This window comes from Sphingopyxis sp. OPL5 (assembly GCF_003797775.2).
Lineage (GTDB): Bacteria > Pseudomonadota > Alphaproteobacteria > Sphingomonadales > Sphingomonadaceae > Sphingopyxis.
Map to the genome: position 1 here is coordinate 2,442,885 of NZ_CP060725.1, position 19,811 is coordinate 2,462,695.

Consider the following 19,811-nt stretch of genomic DNA (forward strand, 5'->3'; position numbering starts at 1 on the left):
GTCGCGTCGCGATCACGCCGCGGCGACGCTTTCGCGCGCGCCCGCCTGCCAGCGGGCGGCGGCCGCGGCGACGCGCCGGCCGAGCGAATGGGCGGTGGCGCGGTCGCCGGCTTTCGGGGTGACCTCGGCGCTGTCGTTCGCCGCCTGCGCCATCGCGCCGAGGAAGCTGCCGAGGCGGTTTTCGACGTCGGTCGCGGCGCTGGTGTCGTCGTTGTTGCCGGGATTCTGGCCGGTGCCGATCCACAGCATCGCATGCTGCGCCGCGAAGATGGCGAGCGTCGTCAGCGTGTTGAGCTTATCGCCCGAGGGCGAGCCCGAGACGGTGAAGGCGGCGGCGAGCTTGTCCTTCCACTGCTTGGTGAAATAGACGGCGGCGCTGGCGTCCATGAACGCCTTCATCGGCGCCGAAACGGTGCCCATATAGGTCGGGGTGCCGAAGACGAGCGCGTCCGATTCGGCGGCGACGGCGAAAAATTCGTCGAAGTTCGTCTGGCCGGGCTCGATCGCGAGCAGAACCGGGGTGGCGCCCGCGGCTTCGACGCCGCGCGCGACGTCGGCGGCGAGGACCGCGGTGTGGCCGAAGCCCGAATGATGGATGATCGCTACCTGGGTCATATCTGTCGTCCTTTGCTGATGCCGCGGAGGGTCCGGGCGGCTTGCGCAACGGGAGATGATAGGGTAGGAACCAAAAGTGAAGTACGCACCTTGAGGTAACTATCGATATGAGTGTTCCGGACTGGGTAGGCAAAGTCGATCCGTGCGACGCGAATTGCCCGTCGCGCGAGATTCTCGACCTCGTCGGCGACCGCTGGAGCCTGCTGATCCTGCTGGTGATCGCGCAGGGCCACAGCCGCAACGGCGAGCTGAAACGGCGGGTCGGCGGGATCAGCCAGAAGATGCTGACGCAGACGTTGCGGGCGTTGGAGGCCAATGGGCTGGTCGAGCGGCACGATTTCATGACGGTGCCGCCGCATGTCGAATATCATCTGACCCCGCTCGGAGTGTCGCTCGGCGACGCGATGACGCCCTTTTTCGAATGGATCGAGCGCCAGTTCGGCGCGGTGCAGGCGGCGCGCGCGGCGTTCGCGGCGCGGCTGGCGGTGGCGGCATGACCCGGCCCGACCTGTCCGATGCCGACGCGCGCGCCGCCTATCGCAGCGAATTGCGCGGCATCGCCCGCGCCCCGCGCATGCTGGGCCTGGTCTTCGTCTTCGCCTCGCTGGGGTTATGGGCCTGGCCGCAGAACGGCGGGCCGCTGGTGCTGGGGCCGCTGCCGACCGAGACCTGGGGATGGATCTGCCTCGGCATCGGCTGGGCGGTGCTATTGTGGGTGATCGTCGCGCGCACGCGCCACAACAAGGAACGGTTGGGCGGCCCCGACGCCTAGCGCAGGAACGGCCCGCGCGCGCGCACCCGTGCCTGTCGGGCGGGGACCCCGGCCAGTTCGCGAAATTCGCGCGCCATATGCGCCTGGTCGGCGAACCCGCCGTCGGCGGCGTGGCCCGCGAGGCTCGTTTCGCCGGGGAGCGTCTCGAAGGCTTTCTGGAAGCGCAGCAGGCGCAGATAGGCGCGCGGCGCCACCCCGACATGCGCCGCGAACCAGCGCTGGAGCGCGCGCGGCGCCATGCCGGTGGTGGCGTTCATCGCGGCGACGGTCGGCGCGCCGATGATGGCGAGGCCGAGGACGCCAAGGTCCGTAGCGGCGGACAATCGCCGTTCGATGGCCTCAAAATCGGCGGCGGGACAGGCTTGCCACCGGCCGTAGATCTGGGCGAGCGGGGCGCCGCCGAGCGCGGTCCAAGCCCAGGGCCAGAGGCGTAGCGCCTCGAAAGCGGCGTCGCCGCTGATCGTGAACGCCTGCGGCCGGTCGACGAGCCCGACGACGAAATCCGCCGGCTGGTCGCCGTCCCAACGCGACCGGCCATGGGTGCGGCGGATCAGCTCGATGCAGCCGTCGGGGGTCGCCTGCTGGGCGATCCACGCGTCGGGGTCGCCGCCGCCCGCGAGCGTCCAGCGTGCCTTGACCAGCCCGGCGAGCGTGGGGGGCGGGGCGAACTCGCGATAGTCCATGCGCGCTTTAGACGCTTTTTGTCGCATCGGTTCAAGACGCGCGGCGGCGGCGGCGGCAGACGGGGTCAGCGCCGAGTTGCGGCGGGGAGGAAGCGATGATGAAAAGCATGACGGCGGCGATGGCGGCGATGTTGCTGATGGCGGCGGCCCCGGGTTCGGCCCCGGCCGCCACGGTCGGCGATCTCGCGTGGATGGCGGGGGCGTGGGTCAGGGACGCGGGCGATGAATGGAGCGAGGAGAGCTGGTCGGACCCGCGCGGCGGGGTCATGATCGGCCACAGCCTGTCGGGGGCGGGCGACAAGGCGCAGGCGTTCGAATTCCTGATGCTGCAGCCGGGCACCGACGGCACGCCGACCTATATCGCGCGGCCCGGCGGCGGTTCGGCGGTGGCGTTCGCGCTGGCCGAGCATGGCGCGGCGCATGCGACCTTCGATAATGCCGCGCATGATTATCCGCAGCGCATCACCTATGCGCGCGACGGCGAAACGCTGACCGCGACGATCTCGCTGATCGACGGGTCGAAGGCGATGCGCTGGACCTACAGGCGGCGCTAGGCCGTCCGGCGCGCCAGATAGACCCCTGCGACCATCAGTCCGATGCCCGCGACGCGCTTCAGGTCGATCGCCGAGCGCATCGCGCCGAACAGGCCGAAATGGTCGATCGTAGCGGCGCTGACCAGCTGGCCGACCAGGACGAAGAAGATCGCATTGCCGACCCCGAACTTCGGCGCGATGAAGGTCACCGCGATCACATAGAAAGCGACGAACAGCCCGCCGAAGTAGAATTGCGGCGGGATATCCGACGTGAAGCGGATCTGCCCGACCGAGCCGGTCATCAGCGCACCGGCCGTCGCTATGAGGAAGGCGAGGCCGAACAGGATCATCGACGCCGCCATCGGGCTGCCGAGCCGCGTACCGAGCCCGCCGTTGAGCGCGGCGAGGATCGGGATGCCGATGCCGGTGAGCAGCATGATCAGCGCGAAGGCGGGGGCGCTATTGTTCGCGGTCATGGCTTGGCTGCCTTCGCCGCCTGCGCGGCGCGATAGTCGAGCACGGGCAGGCCGCCGATGCCCCAGTTTTCCAGCTCGACCTCGTCGATCGTGACGACGGTGGTCGCGGGGTTCTTGGCGAGGACGCGCTGGAGCAGGTCGGTGACGCCGGCGATCAGTTCGGCTTTCTGTTCGGGCGTCGCGCCCTCACGGGTGATCTTGATGTTCACATAGGGCATGGCGTCTTCCTTTCAGGCGAACGGGGTCGCGAACTCGATACGGAGTCCGCCGGGCATCGCACAGATGAAATGATGCGTCGTCGCGCCCTCGCGGATCGGTTCGGGGTCGAATTCGATCCGGACGCCGGGATGGCCCTCGACGCGCGCGAAGACGGTGCGCAGCGTGGGCAGATCGGCGACCTGCAGCGCGAGATGGTGGAGGCCGACATTGGCGCGGCGGTCGAAGGGGGGCGCCGATGCGGGATCGGCGACCTGCCACAGGGTGAGCAAGGTTGTGCCGTCGGAGACGAAGATCGCGGGATAGTCGGGGCGTTCGGCGGCGACCGTGAAACCGAGCGCGTCGACGAAGAAGTCGCGCGCCTCGGCGACGTCGCGCACCGCGAGGCCGATATGGTGGGCGCCCCGGGTGAGCGGGCGCGGCGAGGCTGTCGTCATTGTTCTTCCTTTGCGGAGCGAAGCGCGGCGATTTCGGCGCGCAGCTGGTTGAGTTCGGCGGCCATCGGCTGGATCGCCGCCGAAATTTCGGCCTCGGTGAAGCGCGGGGTGATGTGCTGCGAGCAATTCCATTCCCAGCCGACGACGTCGATCAGGAAGGCGCGCTCGGGCACCGCGCGATAGCCGGTGGGCATCAGCGATGTGACCAGTTCGGGATCGTCGGCCAGCTCGACGCTGTGCGCATGGCCGATCAGTTTCAGCCGGTCCTTGTTCGGATAATCCATCAGGAACAGCGAGACGCGGTCGTCGCGCAGCAGGTTGGCGGTGCTGATATATTGCTTGTTGCCGCGATAGTCGGCGAAGCCGACCCGGTTGCCCTCGATATGCCGCAGGAAACCGGCGGGGCCGCCGCGATGCTGCATATAGGGCCAGCCGTCGGCGCTGACGCTGGCCATGTAGAAACTGTCGCGCAGCGCCATGAAGGAGATTTCCTTGTCGGTCAGCGCATCGGGCGCGCCGTCGGCACCCGCGTCGAGCTTGGCATAGGCGGCGCGCGAGCCGTGGATCTCCTGCAGCTTGCGGACGTCTTCGTTGAAGAGGGTGGTCCGGTAATTGCGTGCCATCGGTCGCCTCCTTTCGCCGAGCCGATCTAGGTCATTGCCCCGATGATGATAATCGGCGAAGATTGCAGAAGTTCATTCCGGAAAATGGAATAATCGATGGACCGCTTGCTGACGCTGGAGATGTTCGTCGCCGTCGCGGGCGAGGGCGGGTTCGCCGCCGCGGCACGCAAGCTGGGCCATTCGCCGCCCGCGGTGACGCGCGGCATCGCCGCGCTCGAGGACAGGCTGGGGACGAGCCTGTTCCACCGCTCGACCCGCGCGGTGGTGCTGACCGACGCCGGCGCGGCGTTTCTCGGCGAAGCGCGGCGTATCCTCGGCGACCTGGCGGGCGCCGAGCGCGCGGTGCGCGGGGCAGCGGCCGAGCCGCGCGGCCAGCTGTACCTGACCGCGCCGGTGATGTTCGGGCGGCTGCATATGCTGCCGGTGGTGAGTGCCCTGCTCGCCGAACATGATGCGCTGACCGCGCGGATGATGCTGGTCGACCGCAACGTCCGGATCGTCGAGGAGGGGATCGACGTCGCGCTGCGCATCGGGCCGCTCGCCGATTCGGCGCTGAAAGCGGTGCGCATCGGCGCGGTGCGGCAGATGCTGGTCGCGAGCCCCGCCTATCTCGCGCGGCAGGGCGCCCCGGCGGTGGTCGGCGACCTCGCCGATCATGCGCTGATCGCGATGGACGGGCCGCGCGCAGGTGGCGAATGGCAGTTCGCCGGCACGCGGCTGAAGCTCGAGGCGCGGCCACGGCTGGTGGTCAACACCGTCGACGGCGCGATGGCGGCGGCCGAGGCCGGCGTCGGGATCGCGAACCTGCTGAGTTATCAGGTGATGGACGCGGTCGACGCGGGGCGGCTGATATCCTTGCTCGGCGGTGATCAGCCGCCCGCGCTGCCCGTCCACCTGCTGTTCGAACCGTCGCGCGCCGCGCTGCCGTCGGTGCGGCTGTTCGTCGCGGCGATGAAGGCGCGGCTGCGGATGGCGGGGCTGGCCTGACGCGTCAGCCGATCATCGTGAAGGCGATCCAAACCCCGCCGACCAGCGCGAACAGCGAGCCGAGGCCGACAAACAGGCCGATGAAGCAGCCGTTGCGCATCGGCGCCCATATCATGACGTCATGGGGATCGTCGGGGTTGTAGCGGACGCGCATGATGCTGCCGACCGGTTTGGGGTGGTTGGTCGACAGGCTGTCGGGAATTTGTTTCGTGACGCCCGCGAGCCGATATTCGATCGTCGCGGTGTGCATCAGCGTGCGGTCGCCGTCGCTGTCGCTGCTCCAATGGCTGTCATGGCCGACGATCCGGCCCTCGACCTCGTGCCAGCGGCGGCCGCGCATTTCCTTTTTGGCCATGGCGAGGCCGATGCTCGCGAACAGCAGGCCGATCCCCGCGAAGAACCACGGGATCAGGCGCAATATCTGGTCTTCTGCCACTTCGCTTCCCCCCGGAACGAAGATGGGGACGGACGGGTCCCCGTCTAGAATTGATAGGCGAGGCCGATGCCGCCGAGCCACTGGTCGGCGCTGCCCGCGTCGGCGACGATCGGCGAATCGGCGTAGCGGCCGAGCATCCGGCCATATTGGGCGCCGCCGATCAGCACGAAGCCTTTGCGCAAATCGCCCGACAGGCCATAGGCGCCCGCGAGGCCGATCGTATATTTGCCCGCGGTGACCTTGTTCCCCGCGCCGGTATAGACGGGCAGGCCGCTCGCGGCGCTGCCGACAGGGTCGACGTCGAAATAATAGCGGCCAAAACCCTTGCCATAGATGTTCACCGACGCCGACATGCCGATGAAGGCCTGTTTCGACAGCGGGGTGCCATAATCGATGGTCGGCGAGACGACCCAGCTGCCGTGCTTGCCCGAAATGTCGGCGAGTCCGACGACGCGGAAACCGACCTGGTCGTAACCACTGGTGACGATGCCGGTGTGGGTGACGCCCGCCGACAGGCCGAGCTCGACCGCCATCTTCTTTTCGCCGAGCGCCTCGACCTGGGCATCCTTGATGCGGCCGGTGCGGTCGCTGCGCAGGTTGATGATCGGGCCGAATTTCAGGTCGGTCTTTTGCCCGCGCTTCTGGCGGATCAGGTCGACCTGCAAATTGGTGCCGCGGGTCGAGAAGGAAAAGCCGCTGAGCCGGCCGCGCACGTAGAAGGCGGGCAGGACGACGCGGTCGTCGGAACCGTTGTAGCTCGGCGCGGTGATCACCCCGCCGGCCACAGAAATATAGTCGCGCGACCATTTGCGGTCGCTGTCGTCGCCTTCGGGCGAGGCAGCGGGGAGCAGGATCGCCTCGTCGATGTCGCGGTCCTGCAGATAGGCGGTGGTCGTGGTGCGGGGCGCCGGGCGGCCGGGCGCGATCTCGGCGCTCAGGCCGGCGAGGTCATAGCCGAGCGCGGGGCCGTCCATCGCCTGGGCAGGGGCGGCGCCGCAAAGCAGCAGCGCCGGAAGCGCAAGGCGGGGGAGAAAGGCGGGCATCGGCATAAAGCGTTAGGTTCCTATGGTCTTGCCCCTCGTGCAGGGGGTGTATGCGAAGGATGGGGGCTTGGAAAGACAGAGACTTGCCGACGGGGGATTTAGTTCCCATGCAGCGAGTCATGGCCTGCAATCTTTACAATCCCGCGCCCGATGTTGCGCGGCGCGACATTGGCGCCGACGCCATGGCTGTCCCGTTGTTCCGTCGTGACGTCACCGAAAGAACAGGGGCATGAGCCGGATCCCGCGGTTCGTCGGCTATGCGTTGATGGCTGGCGCCGTCGTTCTCGCGATACTCGAGCGGCGCGGCACGATCGCCAGCGTCGGGCCGCTGCCGGTCATCGCGGCCGTGCTGTTGCTCGGTATGGTCGGGGTGATGCTGGTGTTCACCGACCTGATGGTGCGCGGGCTCTATGCGCAGGTCGACGTCGCGAAACGGGCGCCGCCGCCGGCTGATGGCGCCGAGGATGCTGACGCCAAATAGGATGCAGGGAAGGGCCGCCCTCTCTGGGGAATGGCGGTATTTTGGCAGCCGCGCAGCGGCTGACGGAGGGGCCGACGCGGTCAGGCGGCGTACCGCGTCGCCGGGTCAGTTCGGCGCCGGGCAGCGTGAGCGGTCGCCCTTGTTGCAGGCGTCGATGTCGGCGTTGGCCCGGGCGACGCGCGCGACCTCGGCCTGGTGCGCGGCGACGGCCGCGCGATAGTCGGCCTGCTGCTTTTCATAATCGGCCTGTTTCTTGTTGAAGTCGGCCTGTTTGCGTTCGAAGTCGGCGACCTTTTCGGCCTGGATACGCCGCGCCTCGGTGTCGGCCTTGAGCCAGGCGGCGGCGGCGGCATTCTGCTCTTCGTTGAGATGGCCCGTTTCGGACGGGGGAATGTCGACGGCCACCGGGCCGGCGGGTTTTGCCGGTGTCGCAGCGACCGGTTTCGGGGCCGCAGGGGTCGGCTTGGCGGTCGAACCGCCACGGCTTGCCATATGCTGGCCGCGCAGCCGGTCCGACTGGCCGGCGTCGCAGCTGCTCGGCTGCTTGCCGTTCCAGCTGTTGCAGCCGTTGACGAAGGTCACCGGCTGGTCGGGGTCGAGTTCGTCATATTCGTCGGCGTCGACATCATAATAGGCGTTGTAGCCGACCGGGCCGTTCAGCACGCCGCGGTCGGCGGTGCCGATGAAGCGTTTGGAGAAAAAGTCGCCGGTCTCGTCGAGGTCGATGTAGAGCGTGCCGGGTCCGCTGATCAGCCCGTCGGCGTTGCAGCCGCCCTTCCATTCGATCAGCGCCACGCCGCCGGACCCGTAACGTTCCTTGACGGTTTTCGTCCCCGCCGCGTCGAGCCCCATCGCACCGTGATTGACGATCATCATGCACTGGCCGGTGCCGTTTTTGACCTTTTTCAGCGACCAGCTGGCGCCGGCATAGGGGCCGGCAAAGGCATCGTCGGTGCCGCTCTGCGCCACGGCGATCACCGGCGTCAGGAGCAGCGCCGCCGCCGCGGCGCCGGCCGCGCCGATCATCGAAACCCGTGTCTTTCCCGTCGTCATGTCCCGATCCTTTTCGCCGCGCCGCGTCGGCGGATGCCGCCGCAAATCTGAGGCGATCGGCGCGCGAAATGCAACTCGAAACAATTTGGTGCGCCCCGCGTGCACGGTGGACGGAGGCCCCCGGCGCGCGCCCTTTTCGTTCGACACTATCGGCACTTGCCAGTATGACCGGGCGATGACCGATCGCCCGCAAACACCGCTGCTCGACACGGTGGATGTCCCCGCCGACCTCCGCAAGCTGAAGCCCGAAGACCTCCGCCAGTTCGCCGACGAACTGCGCGCCGAGATGATTTCGGCGGTCGGGACGACGGGCGGGCATCTGGGCTCGGGGCTTGGCGTCGTCGAGCTGACCACCGCGCTCCATTATGTGTTCGAGACGCCGCGCGACAAGATCGTCTGGGACGTCGGCCACCAATGCTATCCGCACAAGATCATCACCGGGCGCCGCGATCGCATCCGCACCCTGCGCACCGGCGGCGGGTTGTCGGGCTTCACCAAGCGTAGCGAGAGCGAGTATGACCCGTTCGGCGCCGCGCATAGCTCGACCTCGATCAGTGCCGCGCTCGGCTTTGCGATCGCCAACAAGCTGAAGGATCAGCCGGGCCGCGCGATCGCGGTGATCGGCGACGGGTCGATGTCGGCGGGCATGGCCTATGAGGCGATGAACAACGCCGCCGCGGCGGGCAACCGGCTGATCGTCATCCTCAACGACAACGACATGTCGATCGCGCCGCCGGTCGGGGGGCTCAGCGCGTACCTCGCCAAGCTGGTATCGTCGCGGCCGTTCGTCGAGCTGCGCGAGATCGCGCGGCGCTTTGCGCGCAAGCTGCCCGAGCCGCTGCACAAGGCGGCCAAGAAGACCGACGAATATGCGCGCGGCATGGCGATGGGCGGGACGCTGTTCGAGGAACTCGGCTTTTATTATGTCGGGCCGATAGACGGTCACAATCTCGACCATCTGATCCCGGTGCTGGAGAATGTGCGCGACAGCGACCATGGCCCGGTGCTGATCCACGCGGTGACGGTGAAGGGCAAGGGCTATGCCCCTGCCGAGGCCGCTGCCGACAAATATCATGGCGTCCAGAAATTCGACGTGATCACCGGCGAGCAGGCGAAGGCGCCGCCGGGACCGCCGGCGTATCAGAATGTGTTCGGCGAAACGCTGGCGAAGCTCGCCGACACCGACCCGCGCATCGTCGCGATCACCGCGGCGATGCCGTCGGGCACGGGGGTCGATAAATTCGCCAAGGCGCATCCGACCCGGACCTTCGACGTCGGCATCGCCGAACAGCATGCGGTGACCTTTGCCGCCGGATTGGCGGCGCAGGGGATGCGGCCGTTCTGCGCCATCTATTCGACCTTCCTCCAGCGCGCTTATGATCAGGTCGTCCATGACGTCGCGATCCAGAATTTGCCGGTGCGTTTCGCGATCGATCGCGCGGGGCTGGTCGGCGCCGACGGATCGACCCATGCAGGGTCGTTCGACGTCACCTATCTGGCGACCTTGCCCAATTTTGTCGTGATGGCGGCGGCCGACGAGGCCGAACTGGTCCATATGACCTATACCGCCGCCGAATATGACGATGGGCCGATCGCGTTCCGCTATCCGCGCGGCAATGGCACCGGGGTGGCGTTGCCCGAAGTTCCCCAAAAGCTGGAGATCGGCAAGGGGCGCGTCGTGCGCAGTGGCAAGACCGTCGCGATTCTGTCGCTCGGCACAAGGCTCGCCGAGGCGCTGAAGGCGGCGGACACGCTCGAAGCGCGCGGGCTGTCGACCAGCGTCATCGACCTGCGCTTCGCCAAGCCGCTCGACGAGGAACTGATCCGCAAGACGCTCGCGAACCATGAGGTGTGCGTGACGATCGAAGAGAATAGTGTCGGCGGGCTCGGCGCGCATGTGCTGACGCTGGCGAGCGACGAGGGGCTGATCGACGCGGGGCTGAAGCTGCGCACGATGCGTCTGCCCGACGCCTTCCAGGACCAGGATTCGCCCGACAAACAATATGACGCGGCGGGGCTGAACGCGCCGCAGATCGTCGACACGGTGCTGAAGGCGCTGCGCCACAACAGCGCGGGCGTCGAGGAGGCGGGGGTCCGGGCTTGAGCGGCTGGTGGTTCGCCGCCGGCTGCGTCGCCCTGTTCCTGATCTATTCGCTCATCGCCGCGCGCCGTGACAAACGGCAGGCGGCGGCGCTGGCGGCCCGGCGCGACAATGTCGGGCGCGAACGGTTCATTGCCATGCTGGCCGGCGATTGCGAGCGCGACGTGGCGGAGTTCCTCTGGGACGAGTTGCTGCCCGAATGGGCCTATTGGCCGGTGGGGCTGACCCCGCATCCCGACGACGATTTCCTCAAAGACCTGCCGATCGACGATGAGGAGCCGCAGGACTGGCTCGAGCATTATTGCAACAGCCGCGGCCTCGACTGGAAACGCTGGGCGAATTGGGACCGGAGCCAGCCGACAACGGTCCGCAATTTCGCGCGCTGGCTTTCCAAAGGGCAAGCGTCGCCGGTCGAGGATGCCGCATGAACTTCTTCAACCTCCTGCAATCGCTCGACGAGCTTCTGTACGAGGTGATGTCGTGGCTGGTCTTCTATCCGGTCACCCTGTGGCGGGTGCTCGTGCACCCGCTCAAGATGATGGATTATTCGGACGTCGAGCAGGGCGATGTGTCCGACCAGCAATATACCGACACGCTGAGCCCGCCTTTGTTCCTGCTGTTGTCGCTCATCCTTGTCCACGCCGCCGAGATCGCGCTGGTCGGCACCGACGCGGTGGTGGCGAGCAAGGTCGGGCTGTCGGCCTTCGTCAGCAACAACACCGACCTGATCATCCTGCGCATCGTGCTGTACAGCCTGTTCCCGGTGATGATGGCGACGCGGATGGTGCGCGCACGTGGGCTGCAGGTCGATCGCGCCACGCTGCGCGCGCCCTTTTACAGCCAATGCTATGTCGCCGCGGTACTCGCGATGATGCTGGGAACCGCGGTGATCCTGATCAAGCAGGGCCATGACTGGTCGGTGCTCGCGGGCGGCGCGCTGGCGCTGTTCGGGCTTTTGTGGTTCGGTTTCCTGCAGACCGCGTGGTTCAACCAGCATCTGAAATGCGGCCGGCTGCGCGCCTTTGGCCATGCCTCGCGCGCGATGGTCGAAAGCCTGGCCGCGATGTTCATCCTGTCGAGCCTGTTCAGCTGATCGATATCGGATTTTCTTCGTGCCCTTGCGTGAGGCTCGAAAATCTCACGCAAAGGCGCAGAGAACGCAGAGAAAAGGGGATGAAAAAGGGCGGCTAAAGCCGCCCAATTCCTATCTCTGCGTCTCGGCGCGAAAATCTTGGAGCCTTACGCTCCCGGAATCGCCGCCTGCGCGTCGCGACCGTCGCCTTCGGGCGAGACGAGGATGTCGCGGGTGACGAGGCCCTTGTCGACGACCTCGGTGGTCGGGCTGCCGACCTGGCTGCGGATGCCGGGGTCGGCGCGGGCGCCGTCGGCGCTGCCGATGACGGCGCTTTCGGTCGTGCTGCGCGGGGCGGGGCCGCCGAAAAGGGTGCGGAGCGTCTGTTCGGCGGTGGTTTCGCCGCCGGGACGTGCCGCGCCCGGCGCGGGCGGGACGAGCGAATAGTCGGGCGGCACGATCAGCGGTGCCTGACGCGACACGCGCATTTCGTCGGGACGGTCGCGGCTGAACAGATTGTTCGACCCGCAGGCCGACAGCGTCGATGCGGCCAGGGCGGCGGCAAGAATGGCGGTGGTCCGGTTCACTTGAAAATCACTCCTGTACGCCCCGTTTAATCGGCGGCGGGCTGGTCGCCCGCCTTCGGGGCCTTTTCGCCCAAGAGCAGCGCGCGCGCAACCAGCAAAAGCACCCCGATGGTGATGCAGGCATCGGCGACGTTGAAGATGAGGAAGGGGCGGAAATCGCCGAAATGCAGGTCGGCGAAGTCGACGACATAGCCGAAGCGGACGCGGTCGACGATATTGCCGAGCGCGCCGCCGAAGATCAGCGCGAGCGCGAAGACGTCTCCTCGCGCCTTTTCGCGGGTCATCCAGATCAACACCGCGCTGGCCACCGCGGCGGTGACCGCGACGAGGATCCAGCGCATCGTCTCGCCCCCGTCGGCGAACAAAGACAGCGAGATGCCGGTATTTTCCGCCCAGGTCAGGCGGAAGATCGGCAAGATGTCGATCACGCGCTTCGCCTCGAGTGAGAGCGGGGTGATGACGATCCACTTGCTGATCTGGTCGAGCAGGAAGGCGACGGCGGCGATGATCAGGCCGAACTTCAGGTGCGGCGAACGGGTGCTGGACATGGCTTAGCTCAATACCGTGTCGCAGCGATTGCACAAGGCGCCGTCCTCGACCACCTCGGGCAGGTGGCGCCAGCAGCGGCCGCATTTATGGTCGGTGGTGGGGGTGACCGTCACTGTGTCGCCGCCATAGGTGACCGCGGCGGTGATGGCGATTTCGGCCATGGCTTCGGCGCTCAGATTCGGCACCTCGGGCATCGAGACCCGTGCTTCGAGACTGGAGCGGACGATTTTTTCGCGGCGCAGCGGTTCGATCGCTTCGGTCACCGTGCGGCGTGCTTCGCGGATATCGAGCCACCATCCGTCGCGATCGTCATCGTACCAGCTGTCGGCGATTTCCGGCCATTCGAGCAGGTGGACGCTGCCGCCGTCGGGGTAGCGCGTGCCCCACACTTCTTCGGCGGTGAACACGAGTACCGGCGCGGCGTAGCGGACGAGCGCGTGGAACAGGATGTCGAGCACGCTGCGATAGGCGCGGCGCGTGTCGGTGCCGAGCGGCGCCGCGGGGCCGAGGTCGCAGTAGAGGACGTCCTTGCGGATGTCGAAATAGAAGGCCGACAGATCCTCGTTGCAAAAGTCGGTCAGCAACCGCGTGTACGTGTTGAAGTCGAAATCATCGACCGCCTGCTTGAGCTGGCTATCCAGTATCGACAGCCGGCTGAGGATGTGCCGTTCCAACTCGGGCAAGGATGCGTAGTTTTTGAGCTCTTCCTCCTCGCTGAACCCGTCGAGCGCGCCGAGCAGGTAGCGGAAGGTGTTGCGCAGCTTGCGATACTGGTCGGCGACGCCCTTGAGGATCTCGTCGCCGATGCGGTGGTCTTCGGTGAAATCGACCGACAGTGCCCACAGGCGGATGATGTCGGCGCCGTTGGTTTGCATCACCTTGACCGGATCGGTGGTGTTGCCGACCGATTTCGACTGTTTGAGGCCCTTGCTGTCCATGGTGAAGCCGTGGGTGAGCACCGCCTTATACGGCGCCTGGCCGCGCGTGCCGCAGCTTTCGAGCAAGGACGACTGGAACCAGCCGCGATGCTGGTCGCTGCCCTCGAGATAGAGGTCGGCGCTGTGGGTGCCGCCGTCGTGGCGGACGAGCGCGGGCCAGCGGCCGCTTTCGAGCACGAAGGCGTGGGTGCAGCCCGAATCGAACCAGACGTCGAGGATGTCGACGATCCGCTCGTAATCGGCGGCGTCATAGGCGTCGCCCAGATACTCCTGCGCGCGCGCGTCGGACCAGGCGTCGACGCCGCCCGCCTTCACCGCCGCGACGATGCGGTCGTTGACTTGCGGGTCGTTGAGATACTGGCCGGTCTTGCGGTCGACGAAGAGCGTGATCGGCACGCCCCAGGCGCGCTGGCGCGACAGCACCCAGTCGGGGCGGTCCTTGACCATCGACCCGATGCGGTTGCGGCCCTTTTCGGGGACGAAGCGCGTGTCGTCGATCGCCTGCATCGCCGCCTGCCGCAGCGTCGGCGCGGCGCAGAGATCCTCTTCATGCGGGTTGATCGCGCCGCCTTCGGATTCCCAGCGCTGCTCGCGCGGCGCCTTGGGCTCGATATGCGTCATCACCCGGTCCATCGGCACGAACCATTGCGGGGTGCAGCGATAGATGACCTTCGCCTTCGACCGCCAGCTGTGCGGATAGCTGTGCTTGTAATCGGCCGAGGCCGCGAGCAGCCCGCCGGCGTCGCGCAGGTCGGTGCAGATCGGGCCGTCGGGGGCATTGAATTTCGGGTTGATCACCGATCCCTGACCGCCGAGCCAGCCCCAATCCTCGCGATATTTGCCGTCGCCCTCGACCGCGAACACGGGGTCGATGCCGTTCGCCTTGCACAGGTCGAAATCATCCTCGCCATGGTCGGGCGACATATGGACGAGCCCGGTGCCGCTGTCGGTGGTGACGAAATCGCCCGCGAGGAAGGGGCGCGGGCGCGCGAAGAAGCCGCCGAGCGCGTGCATCGGGTGGCGGGCGATGGTGCCGGCGAGGTCGGCGCCTTTATACCCGCCATCCGCATGCAAGATTAGATCGGCACTCAGCGCGGCATCATCCTTGCCATCCCCGACGGGGATCGCAGCGACGTTGCTTTGGCCTGCGTTGGGGAATGCCCGGGCGAGAAATGTCGGAACCAGTTCGGTGGCCACCAAAAGTCGTTTGCCGTCTACCTCAACCAATGAATATTCGACCTCCGGCCCATAGGCCAAAGCCTGGTTGACCGGGATCGTCCATGGGGTCGTCGTCCAGATCACCGCATGCGCGCCGACCAGCTCCGCGATCGGGCTTTCGACGATCTCGAACGCGACATCGATCTGCGTCGAGACGATATCCTCATATTCGACCTCGGCCTCGGCGAGCGCGGTCTTTTCGACCGGCGACCACATCACCGGCTTGGCGCCGCGATAGAGCATGTCGTTGGCGGCGAATTTGAGCAGTTCGCGGACGATGGTGGCCTCGGCCTCATAATCCATCGTCAGATACGGATGGTCCCAGTCGCCGCCGATGCCGAGGCGCTTCAGCTGCTCGCGCTGGGTGTCGACCCAATGCTGCGCATAGGCGCGGCATTCGGCGCGGAATTCCTCGACCGGAACCTCGTCCTTGTTGAGCTTTTTCTTGCGATACTGCTCCTCGACCTTCCACTCGATCGGCAGGCCGTGGCAGTCCCAGCCGGGGACGTAAGGCGCGTCCTTGCCCTTTAGTGTTTGCGTGCGGACGACCATATCCTTGAGGATATGGTTGAGCGCATGGCCGATGTGCATGTCGCCATTGGCGTAGGGCGGGCCGTCGTGGAGGATGAACTGATCGCGGCCCTTGCGGCTTTCGCGAATCTGGCCTTCCAGATTGCCCTCGACCCATTTCGCCAGAATCAGCGGTTCCTTCTGCGGCAGGCCGGCCTTCATCGGGAAGTCGGTCTTGGGCAGGAAGACGGTGTCGCGATAGTCGCGCGCTTCGGGGGCAGGGGTGCTGTCGGTCATGGGGGCGGCGCTTAGCGCAGATTTGCGTGGGCGCAAAGCTTGCGAATATGGGCCCCGGCTTTCGCCGGGGAACTGGTCACGTCAGCCATTCTTGTTCCCCGGCGAAAGCCGGGGCCCAGAAGGCTAGCGCAACAGATCGGGATAAAGGTCGCGCCACTCGGGATTCGCCTTCTCGATCAACTCGATCTTCCACGCACGCTTCCATCCCTTCATCTGCACCTCGCGGCGCCGCGCGTCCTGAAGACCATCGAAATGCTCGAACCATACAAGAATCTTGAGGCCGTATTTCCTGGTGAAGCCATCGATCAGGGCCTCCCGATGTTGCCAGATGCGCTGCGGGAGGTTGCTCGTCACGCCAATGTAGAGCGTGCCGTTTCGCTTGTTGGTGAGGATGCAAACCCAGCCCTGCTTGATGACGCGCCGTTGTATTGGGCTCCGGCTTTCGCCGGGGAACAGCTGGCGCCAATATGGAGCATTTTCGTGGCGGTGGTAGTCGGAGCTAGACGTCCGCCAGCAACCTTTTCGCCGCATCGCAATCCGCCGCGATCTGCGCCATCAGCGCGTCCATCCCGTCGAATTTCGCTTCCGGACGGAGGAAGGCGTGGAAGGCGACGTCGATTTCCTGGCCGTACAGGTCTTCGGCGAAGTCGAAGAAATGCGGTTCGAGCAATTCCTTCGGCGGATCGAAGCTGGGGCGGATGCCGAGGTTCGCGGCGCCTTTCAGCACGCGGCCGTCGGGCAGGCGCCCGGTGACGGCATAGATGCCGTAGCGCGGGCGGAGATAGGACCCCATGTCGATATTCGCGGTCGGGAAGCCGAGCAGGCGGCCGTTCTTGTCGCCGTGCTGGACGATTCCGCGCACTATGAACGGCCGGGTGAGCAGGCGCGCGGCGGTGGCGCAATCGCCCGCGTGCAGTGCGTCGCGGATGCGGCTCGACGAGATGACCTCGTCGGCGTCGTCGACCGGCGAGACCATTTCGGTGAAGAAGCCAAGGCGGCGGGCGTGGTCGGCAAGCGTCACGACATCGCCGCCGCGGCCCTTGCCGAAGACGAAGTCGGCGCCGGTGACGACCCCGGCGGCGCCATAGCGGTCGAGCAGCAGGCCGGTGATGAAATCCTCTGCCGTCGTACCCGCGAGCGCGGCGTCGAAGGGCAGGACGAGCATCGCCTCGGCGCCCGCGGCGGCGAACAGCGCCTGTCTTTGGTCGAGCGTGGTCAGGCGGAAGGGCGCGGCGTCGGGTTTGAAGAAGCGCACCGGATGCGGGTCGAAGGTCGCGACGATCGCCGGGCGGCCCTCGTCGCGCGCATGGCGGACGGCGCGGCCGACGACCGCCTGATGCCCGGCGTGGAAGCCGTCGAAATTGCCGAGCGCGATGACGCCGCCGCGCAAATCGCCCTCGATCCGCTGGTGGCCGTCGAGGCGGATCATAGACGTTCGGCGGAAACGGGCGGGGTCAGCGGGACGAGCCCCGCGCCGAGCACGCGGATCGCGTTGCCGCCCATCGCGGCGCGGATCTCGTCGTCGGTGAAGCCCGCGTCGATCAGCGCCTGCGTGACCTGCACCAGCTGCGAGGTGTCGAAGCGGACGGTGGTCGCGCCGTCATAATCGCTGCCGAGCGCGACATATTGAATGCCGACGAGGTCGCGGACATGCTTCATCGCCTTGGCGATGCTCGCGGGCGAGGTGTCGCAGACCGCGGCGTCCCAATAGCCGATGCCGATCAGCCCGCCGGTCGCGGCGACGCCGCGGATTTGCGCGTCGTCGAGGTTGCGGTTGACCTTGCACGTCGCCTGCACCCCGCCATGGCTGGAGACGACGGGACGGCGCGCCATTTTGAGGATGTCGGCGACGCACGCCTTGCTGCAATGCGCGACGTCGACGATCATGCCCCTGGCTTCCATCGCCGTGACGACCCGGCGCCCGAACGGGGTCAGCCCGCCCTTCTTGAGCCCGTGCATCGACCCCGCGAGGTCGTTGTCGAAGAAATGGGTGAGCCCCGCCATGCGGAACCCCGCGGCGTAGAGCTTGTCGAGATTGGCGATGTCGCCGCCCAGATTGTGCAGCCCCTCGACGCTGAGCATCGCGCCGGTGGTGAGCGGCTTGCCCTTGCGCGCGGCGAGCAGGGCGGCGAGATCGTCGGCGGTCGCGACCGGGCGCAGCTTGCCGTTCGACGCCTCGGCGTCGCGGTGGAGCTTGGTCGCGTGCCACAAAGAGCGTTCGAGCAGCGAGTTCCACGTCCGCACCGGCTGGAGCTGGGCGATGACGAGGCTGGTGATATTGTCGGTGTCGGCGCCGTTCGAATCGTAATTCTGGTCCTTCGGCGACTTGGTCGTGCTCGCGAGGATCTGCAGCGCGACATGGCCGTCCTGCAGGCGTGGCAGGTCCATATGGCCGCGCGTCCCGCGGGTCAGGAAATCGCGCTTCCACATCAGGCTGTCGCTGTGCAGGTCGACGATGGTGAGCGTCGCGTGGAGCGCCTTCGCGCGTGCACTGACTTCGGGAAGCGGCTTGCCGTCGATCTGGTTGAGCCCGCGTTCGACTATGCCGGGGGCAAGCGCGAAAAATGCGAGCGCGGCGATGGCGACGACGAGCAATATCCCGGTGAGCCAGCGACGCATCAGCGCTTCCTCGTGAAGGTGACGAAGCTGTAGGCGGGGCGGCCCGCGTCGTCGGCGGGATGATCTTCGCGCGCCGCTTCGTGCCAGTCGGCGGGGTCGGGATAGGCGATCGACGCGTCGCCCGCGGGCGTGAGCGCGACTTCGGTCAGCTCGATGCGGTCGGCGAGGGGCAGGAACATCGCATGAATTTCGGCGCCGCCGATCACCATCACCTGCGGCGCGTTGGCGCTGCGCAGCGCCGCCTCGACCGATGCGACGGGTTCGGCGCCGTCCTCCTGCCAGTCGGGGTCGCGGGTGAGGACGATGTGGCGCCGGCCCTCGAGGATCGCGGGCAGGCTGTCGAAGGTCTTGCGCCCCATGATCATCGGGCGGCCCATGGTGAGCTGCTTGAAGCGACGGAGATCGGCGGGCAGGTGCCAGGGCATCTTGCCATCGGCGCCGATGACGCCATTCGTCGCGCGCGCAACGATCAGGGTGATTTCGGGGTGGTTCATGCGGGTTCCGTGCCGACCCAGGTCGCGTGGCCGAGCTTGCGCCCGGCGCGGACCTCGGCCTTGCCATAATGGTGGAGGTGGCAGCCGGGTTCGGCGAGCAAGGCGGGCGCGTCGTTTATGCCGGCGCCGATCAGATTGCGCATGACGACGGGCAGCCGCGGGCTGGCGGTGTCGCCGAGCGGCAGCCCGGCGATCGCGCGGATGTGGTTTTCGAACTGGCTCGTCACCGCGCCCTCGATCGTCCAATGGCCGCTGTTGTGGACGCGCGGCGCCATCTCGTTGAAGACCGGACCCTTGTCGGTCGCGAAAAACTCGCCGGTGAGCACCCCGACATAATCGAGTTCGTCGGCGATGCGCGCCATCAGGTCGCGCGCTTCGGCCTGCTGGTCGAGGACGATCGGCGGCGGCGGAAGGGTCGAGGTGGCGAGGATGCCGTCCTCATGGACGTTGACCGGGCTGTCCCAGAAGCGCGTCTCGCCGTCGATGCCGCGCACCATCAGCACCGAAAATTCATGGTCGAAGGCGACGAAGCCTTCGATCACCGCGGCGTGACGGTCGATCGCGTCCCACGCGGCGTCGGCGTCTTCGGGGGTGGCGAGGCGTGCCTGGCCCTTGCCGTCATAGCCCATGCGCACGGTCTTGAGGATCGCGGGGGTGCCGATCGCGGCGACCGCGGTATCGAGCGCGGCGCGGTCGGGCGCCGCCGCGAAGGGGGCGGGGCGGCCGCTAAGGCCCGCGACGAAGTTTTTCTCGATCAGCCGGTCCTGCGCGATTTCGAGCGCGTCGGCGCCGGCGCGTACCGCGACATGGCCCGACAGGAAACGCAGCGTGTCGACGGGGACATTTTCGAATTCGAAGGTGACGACGTCGCAATGCGCCGCGAAGGCGGCGAGGCGCGATTCGTCGTCCCACGCGGCTTGCGTGTGCTGCGCCGCGACCTGTGCGGCGACGCTTTCGGCGTCGGGGGCATAGATATGCGTCTTGTAGCCGAGCTGCGCGGCGGCGACGGCGAGCATGCGGCCGAGCTGGCCGCCGCCCAATATGCCGATGGTCGAACCGGGTGGCAGCAAG

At 67.0% G+C, this 19,811-nt stretch carries 25 protein-coding genes; 8 read left to right on the forward strand and 17 right to left on the reverse strand.

The genetic code is table 11. The features are described 5' to 3' along the window. Positions 1 to 12: 12 nt before the first annotated feature. Positions 13 to 615 (reverse strand): flavodoxin family protein, encoded by a 603-nt coding sequence (locus EEB18_RS11625; protein WP_187139660.1) that lies wholly within the window; start codon positions 613 to 615, stop codon positions 13 to 15. A gap of 107 nt (positions 616 to 722) precedes the next feature. Here EEB18_RS11625 and EEB18_RS11630 point away from each other — a divergent pair, with 107 nt between their 5' ends. Both EEB18_RS11630 and EEB18_RS11635 read left to right on the forward strand, forming a co-directional pair. Next, positions 723 to 1,112, forward strand: a complete 390-nt coding sequence (locus EEB18_RS11630) for a winged helix-turn-helix transcriptional regulator (RefSeq protein ID WP_187139659.1) — start codon at positions 723 to 725, stop codon at positions 1,110 to 1,112. After that, positions 1,109 to 1,387 (forward strand): hypothetical protein, encoded by a 279-nt coding sequence (locus EEB18_RS11635; RefSeq protein ID WP_187139658.1) that lies wholly within the window; start codon positions 1,109 to 1,111, stop codon positions 1,385 to 1,387. Before EEB18_RS11630 ends, EEB18_RS11635 begins: the two co-directional genes overlap by 4 nt. On the opposite strand, the gene EEB18_RS11640 is transcribed toward EEB18_RS11635, so the two are convergent. Next, entirely contained in the window at positions 1,384 to 2,070 is a 687-nt protein-coding gene (locus EEB18_RS11640; RefSeq protein WP_187139657.1) for a helix-turn-helix domain-containing protein, read from the reverse strand. The two genes, EEB18_RS11635 and EEB18_RS11640, sit on opposite strands and share 4 nt — an antisense overlap. A 98-nt stretch (positions 2,071 to 2,168) precedes the next feature. On the opposite strand from EEB18_RS11640, the gene EEB18_RS11645 reads away from it, so the two are divergent. After that, positions 2,169 to 2,624: a DUF6265 family protein gene (locus tag EEB18_RS11645; protein ID WP_262407906.1), complete on the forward strand. Its 456-nt coding sequence runs from the start codon at positions 2,169 to 2,171 to the stop codon at positions 2,622 to 2,624. On the opposite strand, the gene EEB18_RS11650 is transcribed toward EEB18_RS11645, so the two are convergent. The 4 genes from EEB18_RS11650 to EEB18_RS11665 are packed head-to-tail and all read right to left on the reverse strand — an operon-like array spanning position 2,621 to position 4,355. Then, on the reverse strand, positions 2,621 to 3,079 hold the full coding sequence (locus EEB18_RS11650; protein ID WP_187139656.1) for a DMT family transporter: 459 nt from the start codon (positions 3,077 to 3,079) through the stop codon (positions 2,621 to 2,623). The two genes, EEB18_RS11645 and EEB18_RS11650, sit on opposite strands and share 4 nt — an antisense overlap. Then, positions 3,076 to 3,297: a tautomerase family protein gene (locus EEB18_RS11655; protein ID WP_187139655.1), complete on the reverse strand. Its 222-nt coding sequence runs from the start codon at positions 3,295 to 3,297 to the stop codon at positions 3,076 to 3,078. The genes EEB18_RS11650 and EEB18_RS11655 overlap by 4 nt, the downstream gene beginning before the upstream one ends. A 12-nt stretch (positions 3,298 to 3,309) precedes the next feature. Continuing rightward, the gene (locus tag EEB18_RS11660; protein WP_187139654.1) at positions 3,310 to 3,732 is read right to left on the reverse strand and encodes a VOC family protein; all 423 of its coding nucleotides are present in this window, start codon (positions 3,730 to 3,732) and stop codon (positions 3,310 to 3,312) included. Next, positions 3,729 to 4,355, reverse strand: a complete 627-nt coding sequence (locus tag EEB18_RS11665; RefSeq protein ID WP_187139653.1) for a pyridoxamine 5'-phosphate oxidase family protein — start codon at positions 4,353 to 4,355, stop codon at positions 3,729 to 3,731. The genes EEB18_RS11660 and EEB18_RS11665 overlap by 4 nt, the downstream gene beginning before the upstream one ends. 96 nt (positions 4,356 to 4,451) lie before the next feature. On the opposite strand from EEB18_RS11665, the gene EEB18_RS11670 reads away from it, so the two are divergent. Beyond that, positions 4,452 to 5,342, forward strand: a complete 891-nt coding sequence (locus tag EEB18_RS11670) for a LysR substrate-binding domain-containing protein (RefSeq protein WP_187139652.1) — start codon at positions 4,452 to 4,454, stop codon at positions 5,340 to 5,342. Positions 5,343 to 5,346: 4 nt separating this feature from the next. On the opposite strand, the gene EEB18_RS11675 is transcribed toward EEB18_RS11670, so the two are convergent. Further along, entirely contained in the window at positions 5,347 to 5,778 is a 432-nt protein-coding gene (locus tag EEB18_RS11675) for a DUF3592 domain-containing protein (protein ID WP_187139651.1), read from the reverse strand. Positions 5,779 to 5,822: 44 nt separating this feature from the next. Continuing rightward, on the reverse strand, positions 5,823 to 6,821 hold the full coding sequence (locus EEB18_RS11680; protein ID WP_187668992.1) for a MipA/OmpV family protein: 999 nt from the start codon (positions 6,819 to 6,821) through the stop codon (positions 5,823 to 5,825). A gap of 229 nt (positions 6,822 to 7,050) precedes the next feature. Between EEB18_RS11680 and EEB18_RS11685 the strand changes: the two genes are divergently transcribed. Next, positions 7,051 to 7,302, forward strand: a complete 252-nt coding sequence (locus EEB18_RS11685) for a hypothetical protein (protein WP_187139649.1) — start codon at positions 7,051 to 7,053, stop codon at positions 7,300 to 7,302. A 105-nt stretch (positions 7,303 to 7,407) separates the two neighbouring features. Here the strand turns inward: EEB18_RS11685 and EEB18_RS11690 are convergent, their stop codons facing one another. Then, a complete protein-coding gene (locus tag EEB18_RS11690) occupies positions 7,408 to 8,355 on the reverse strand; it encodes a hypothetical protein (RefSeq protein WP_187139648.1) in 948 nt (315 codons plus the stop codon). 175 nt (positions 8,356 to 8,530) lie between these two features. Here EEB18_RS11690 and dxs point away from each other — a divergent pair, with 175 nt between their 5' ends. From dxs to EEB18_RS11705, 3 genes are read left to right on the forward strand one after another with little or no spacing between them, the layout of a single operon-like run. Then, on the forward strand, positions 8,531 to 10,459 hold the full coding sequence (dxs, locus tag EEB18_RS11695) for a 1-deoxy-D-xylulose-5-phosphate synthase (RefSeq protein WP_187139647.1): 1,929 nt from the start codon (positions 8,531 to 8,533) through the stop codon (positions 10,457 to 10,459). Beyond that, positions 10,456 to 10,884: a hypothetical protein gene (locus tag EEB18_RS11700; protein WP_187139646.1), complete on the forward strand. Its 429-nt coding sequence runs from the start codon at positions 10,456 to 10,458 to the stop codon at positions 10,882 to 10,884. The genes dxs and EEB18_RS11700 overlap by 4 nt, the downstream gene beginning before the upstream one ends. Further along, entirely contained in the window at positions 10,881 to 11,549 is a 669-nt protein-coding gene (locus tag EEB18_RS11705) for a hypothetical protein (RefSeq protein ID WP_187139645.1), read from the forward strand. Before EEB18_RS11700 ends, EEB18_RS11705 begins: the two co-directional genes overlap by 4 nt. A gap of 146 nt (positions 11,550 to 11,695) precedes the next feature. On the opposite strand, the gene EEB18_RS11710 is transcribed toward EEB18_RS11705, so the two are convergent. The 8 genes from EEB18_RS11710 to EEB18_RS11745 all read right to left on the reverse strand — a co-directional run bounded on the left by EEB18_RS11710 (position 11,696) and on the right by EEB18_RS11745 (position 19,810). After that, positions 11,696 to 12,115 carry a DUF3035 domain-containing protein gene (locus tag EEB18_RS11710; RefSeq protein ID WP_187139644.1) on the reverse strand — a complete coding sequence of 140 codons (420 nt, stop codon included), beginning with the start codon at positions 12,113 to 12,115 and terminating at the stop codon, positions 11,696 to 11,698. A gap of 26 nt (positions 12,116 to 12,141) precedes the next feature. Next, complete coding sequence (gene lspA / locus EEB18_RS11715; RefSeq protein ID WP_187139643.1) at positions 12,142 to 12,663, reverse strand: signal peptidase II; 522 nt, start codon at positions 12,661 to 12,663, stop codon at positions 12,142 to 12,144. Positions 12,664 to 12,666: 3 nt separating this feature from the next. Then, the gene (ileS, locus tag EEB18_RS11720) at positions 12,667 to 15,627 is read right to left on the reverse strand and encodes an isoleucine--tRNA ligase (RefSeq protein WP_187139642.1); all 2,961 of its coding nucleotides are present in this window, start codon (positions 15,625 to 15,627) and stop codon (positions 12,667 to 12,669) included. A 123-nt stretch (positions 15,628 to 15,750) separates the two neighbouring features. Next, a complete protein-coding gene (locus tag EEB18_RS11725) occupies positions 15,751 to 16,041 on the reverse strand; it encodes a GIY-YIG nuclease family protein (RefSeq protein WP_262408239.1) in 291 nt (96 codons plus the stop codon). 85 nt (positions 16,042 to 16,126) lie between these two features. Beyond that, positions 16,127 to 17,056, reverse strand: coding sequence for a bifunctional riboflavin kinase/FAD synthetase (locus EEB18_RS11730; RefSeq protein ID WP_187139640.1), 930 nt, complete (start codon positions 17,054 to 17,056; stop codon positions 16,127 to 16,129). Continuing rightward, complete coding sequence (locus tag EEB18_RS11735; RefSeq protein WP_187139639.1) at positions 17,053 to 18,246, reverse strand: dipeptidase; 1,194 nt, start codon at positions 18,244 to 18,246, stop codon at positions 17,053 to 17,055. Before EEB18_RS11735 ends, EEB18_RS11730 begins: the two co-directional genes overlap by 4 nt. Continuing rightward, the gene (locus tag EEB18_RS11740) at positions 18,246 to 18,740 is read right to left on the reverse strand and encodes a dihydrofolate reductase (RefSeq protein WP_187139638.1); all 495 of its coding nucleotides are present in this window, start codon (positions 18,738 to 18,740) and stop codon (positions 18,246 to 18,248) included. The genes EEB18_RS11735 and EEB18_RS11740 overlap by 1 nt, the downstream gene beginning before the upstream one ends. After that, on the reverse strand, positions 18,737 to 19,810 hold the full coding sequence (locus tag EEB18_RS11745; RefSeq protein WP_262407907.1) for a 5-(carboxyamino)imidazole ribonucleotide synthase: 1,074 nt from the start codon (positions 19,808 to 19,810) through the stop codon (positions 18,737 to 18,739). The genes EEB18_RS11740 and EEB18_RS11745 overlap by 4 nt, the downstream gene beginning before the upstream one ends. Position 19,811 lies beyond the last annotated feature (1 nt).

Excerpts from the sequence above, each read along its gene's own strand:
- EEB18_RS11625 (WP_187139660.1), bottom strand. The coding sequence starts at position 615 with ATGACCCAGGTAGCGATCATCCATCATTCGGGCTTCGGCCACACCGCG.
- EEB18_RS11630 (WP_187139659.1), top strand. The coding sequence starts at position 723 with ATGAGTGTTCCGGACTGGGTAGGCAAAGTCGATCCGTGCGACGCGAAT.
- EEB18_RS11635 (WP_187139658.1), top strand. The coding sequence starts at position 1,109 with ATGACCCGGCCCGACCTGTCCGATGCCGACGCGCGCGCCGCCTATCGC.
- EEB18_RS11640 (WP_187139657.1), bottom strand. The coding sequence starts at position 2,070 with ATGGACTATCGCGAGTTCGCCCCGCCCCCCACGCTCGCCGGGCTGGTC.
- EEB18_RS11645 (WP_262407906.1), top strand. The coding sequence starts at position 2,169 with ATGAAAAGCATGACGGCGGCGATGGCGGCGATGTTGCTGATGGCGGCG.
- EEB18_RS11650 (WP_187139656.1), bottom strand. The coding sequence starts at position 3,079 with ATGACCGCGAACAATAGCGCCCCCGCCTTCGCGCTGATCATGCTGCTC.
- EEB18_RS11655 (WP_187139655.1), bottom strand. The coding sequence starts at position 3,297 with ATGCCCTATGTGAACATCAAGATCACCCGTGAGGGCGCGACGCCCGAA.
- EEB18_RS11660 (WP_187139654.1), bottom strand. The coding sequence starts at position 3,732 with ATGACGACAGCCTCGCCGCGCCCGCTCACCCGGGGCGCCCACCATATC.
- EEB18_RS11665 (WP_187139653.1), bottom strand. The coding sequence starts at position 4,355 with ATGGCACGCAATTACCGGACCACCCTCTTCAACGAAGACGTCCGCAAG.
- EEB18_RS11670 (WP_187139652.1), top strand. The coding sequence starts at position 4,452 with ATGGACCGCTTGCTGACGCTGGAGATGTTCGTCGCCGTCGCGGGCGAG.
- EEB18_RS11680 (WP_187668992.1), bottom strand. The coding sequence starts at position 6,821 with ATGCCCGCCTTTCTCCCCCGCCTTGCGCTTCCGGCGCTGCTGCTTTGC.
- EEB18_RS11685 (WP_187139649.1), top strand. The coding sequence starts at position 7,051 with ATGAGCCGGATCCCGCGGTTCGTCGGCTATGCGTTGATGGCTGGCGCC.
- EEB18_RS11690 (WP_187139648.1), bottom strand. The coding sequence starts at position 8,355 with ATGACGACGGGAAAGACACGGGTTTCGATGATCGGCGCGGCCGGCGCC.
- dxs (WP_187139647.1), top strand. The coding sequence starts at position 8,531 with ATGACCGATCGCCCGCAAACACCGCTGCTCGACACGGTGGATGTCCCC.
- EEB18_RS11705 (WP_187139645.1), top strand. The coding sequence starts at position 10,881 with ATGAACTTCTTCAACCTCCTGCAATCGCTCGACGAGCTTCTGTACGAG.
- lspA (WP_187139643.1), bottom strand. The coding sequence starts at position 12,663 with ATGTCCAGCACCCGTTCGCCGCACCTGAAGTTCGGCCTGATCATCGCC.
- ileS (WP_187139642.1), bottom strand. The coding sequence starts at position 15,627 with ATGACCGACAGCACCCCTGCCCCCGAAGCGCGCGACTATCGCGACACC.
- EEB18_RS11730 (WP_187139640.1), bottom strand. The coding sequence starts at position 17,056 with ATGATCCGCCTCGACGGCCACCAGCGGATCGAGGGCGATTTGCGCGGC.
- EEB18_RS11735 (WP_187139639.1), bottom strand. The coding sequence starts at position 18,246 with ATGCGTCGCTGGCTCACCGGGATATTGCTCGTCGTCGCCATCGCCGCG.
- EEB18_RS11740 (WP_187139638.1), bottom strand. The coding sequence starts at position 18,740 with ATGAACCACCCCGAAATCACCCTGATCGTTGCGCGCGCGACGAATGGC.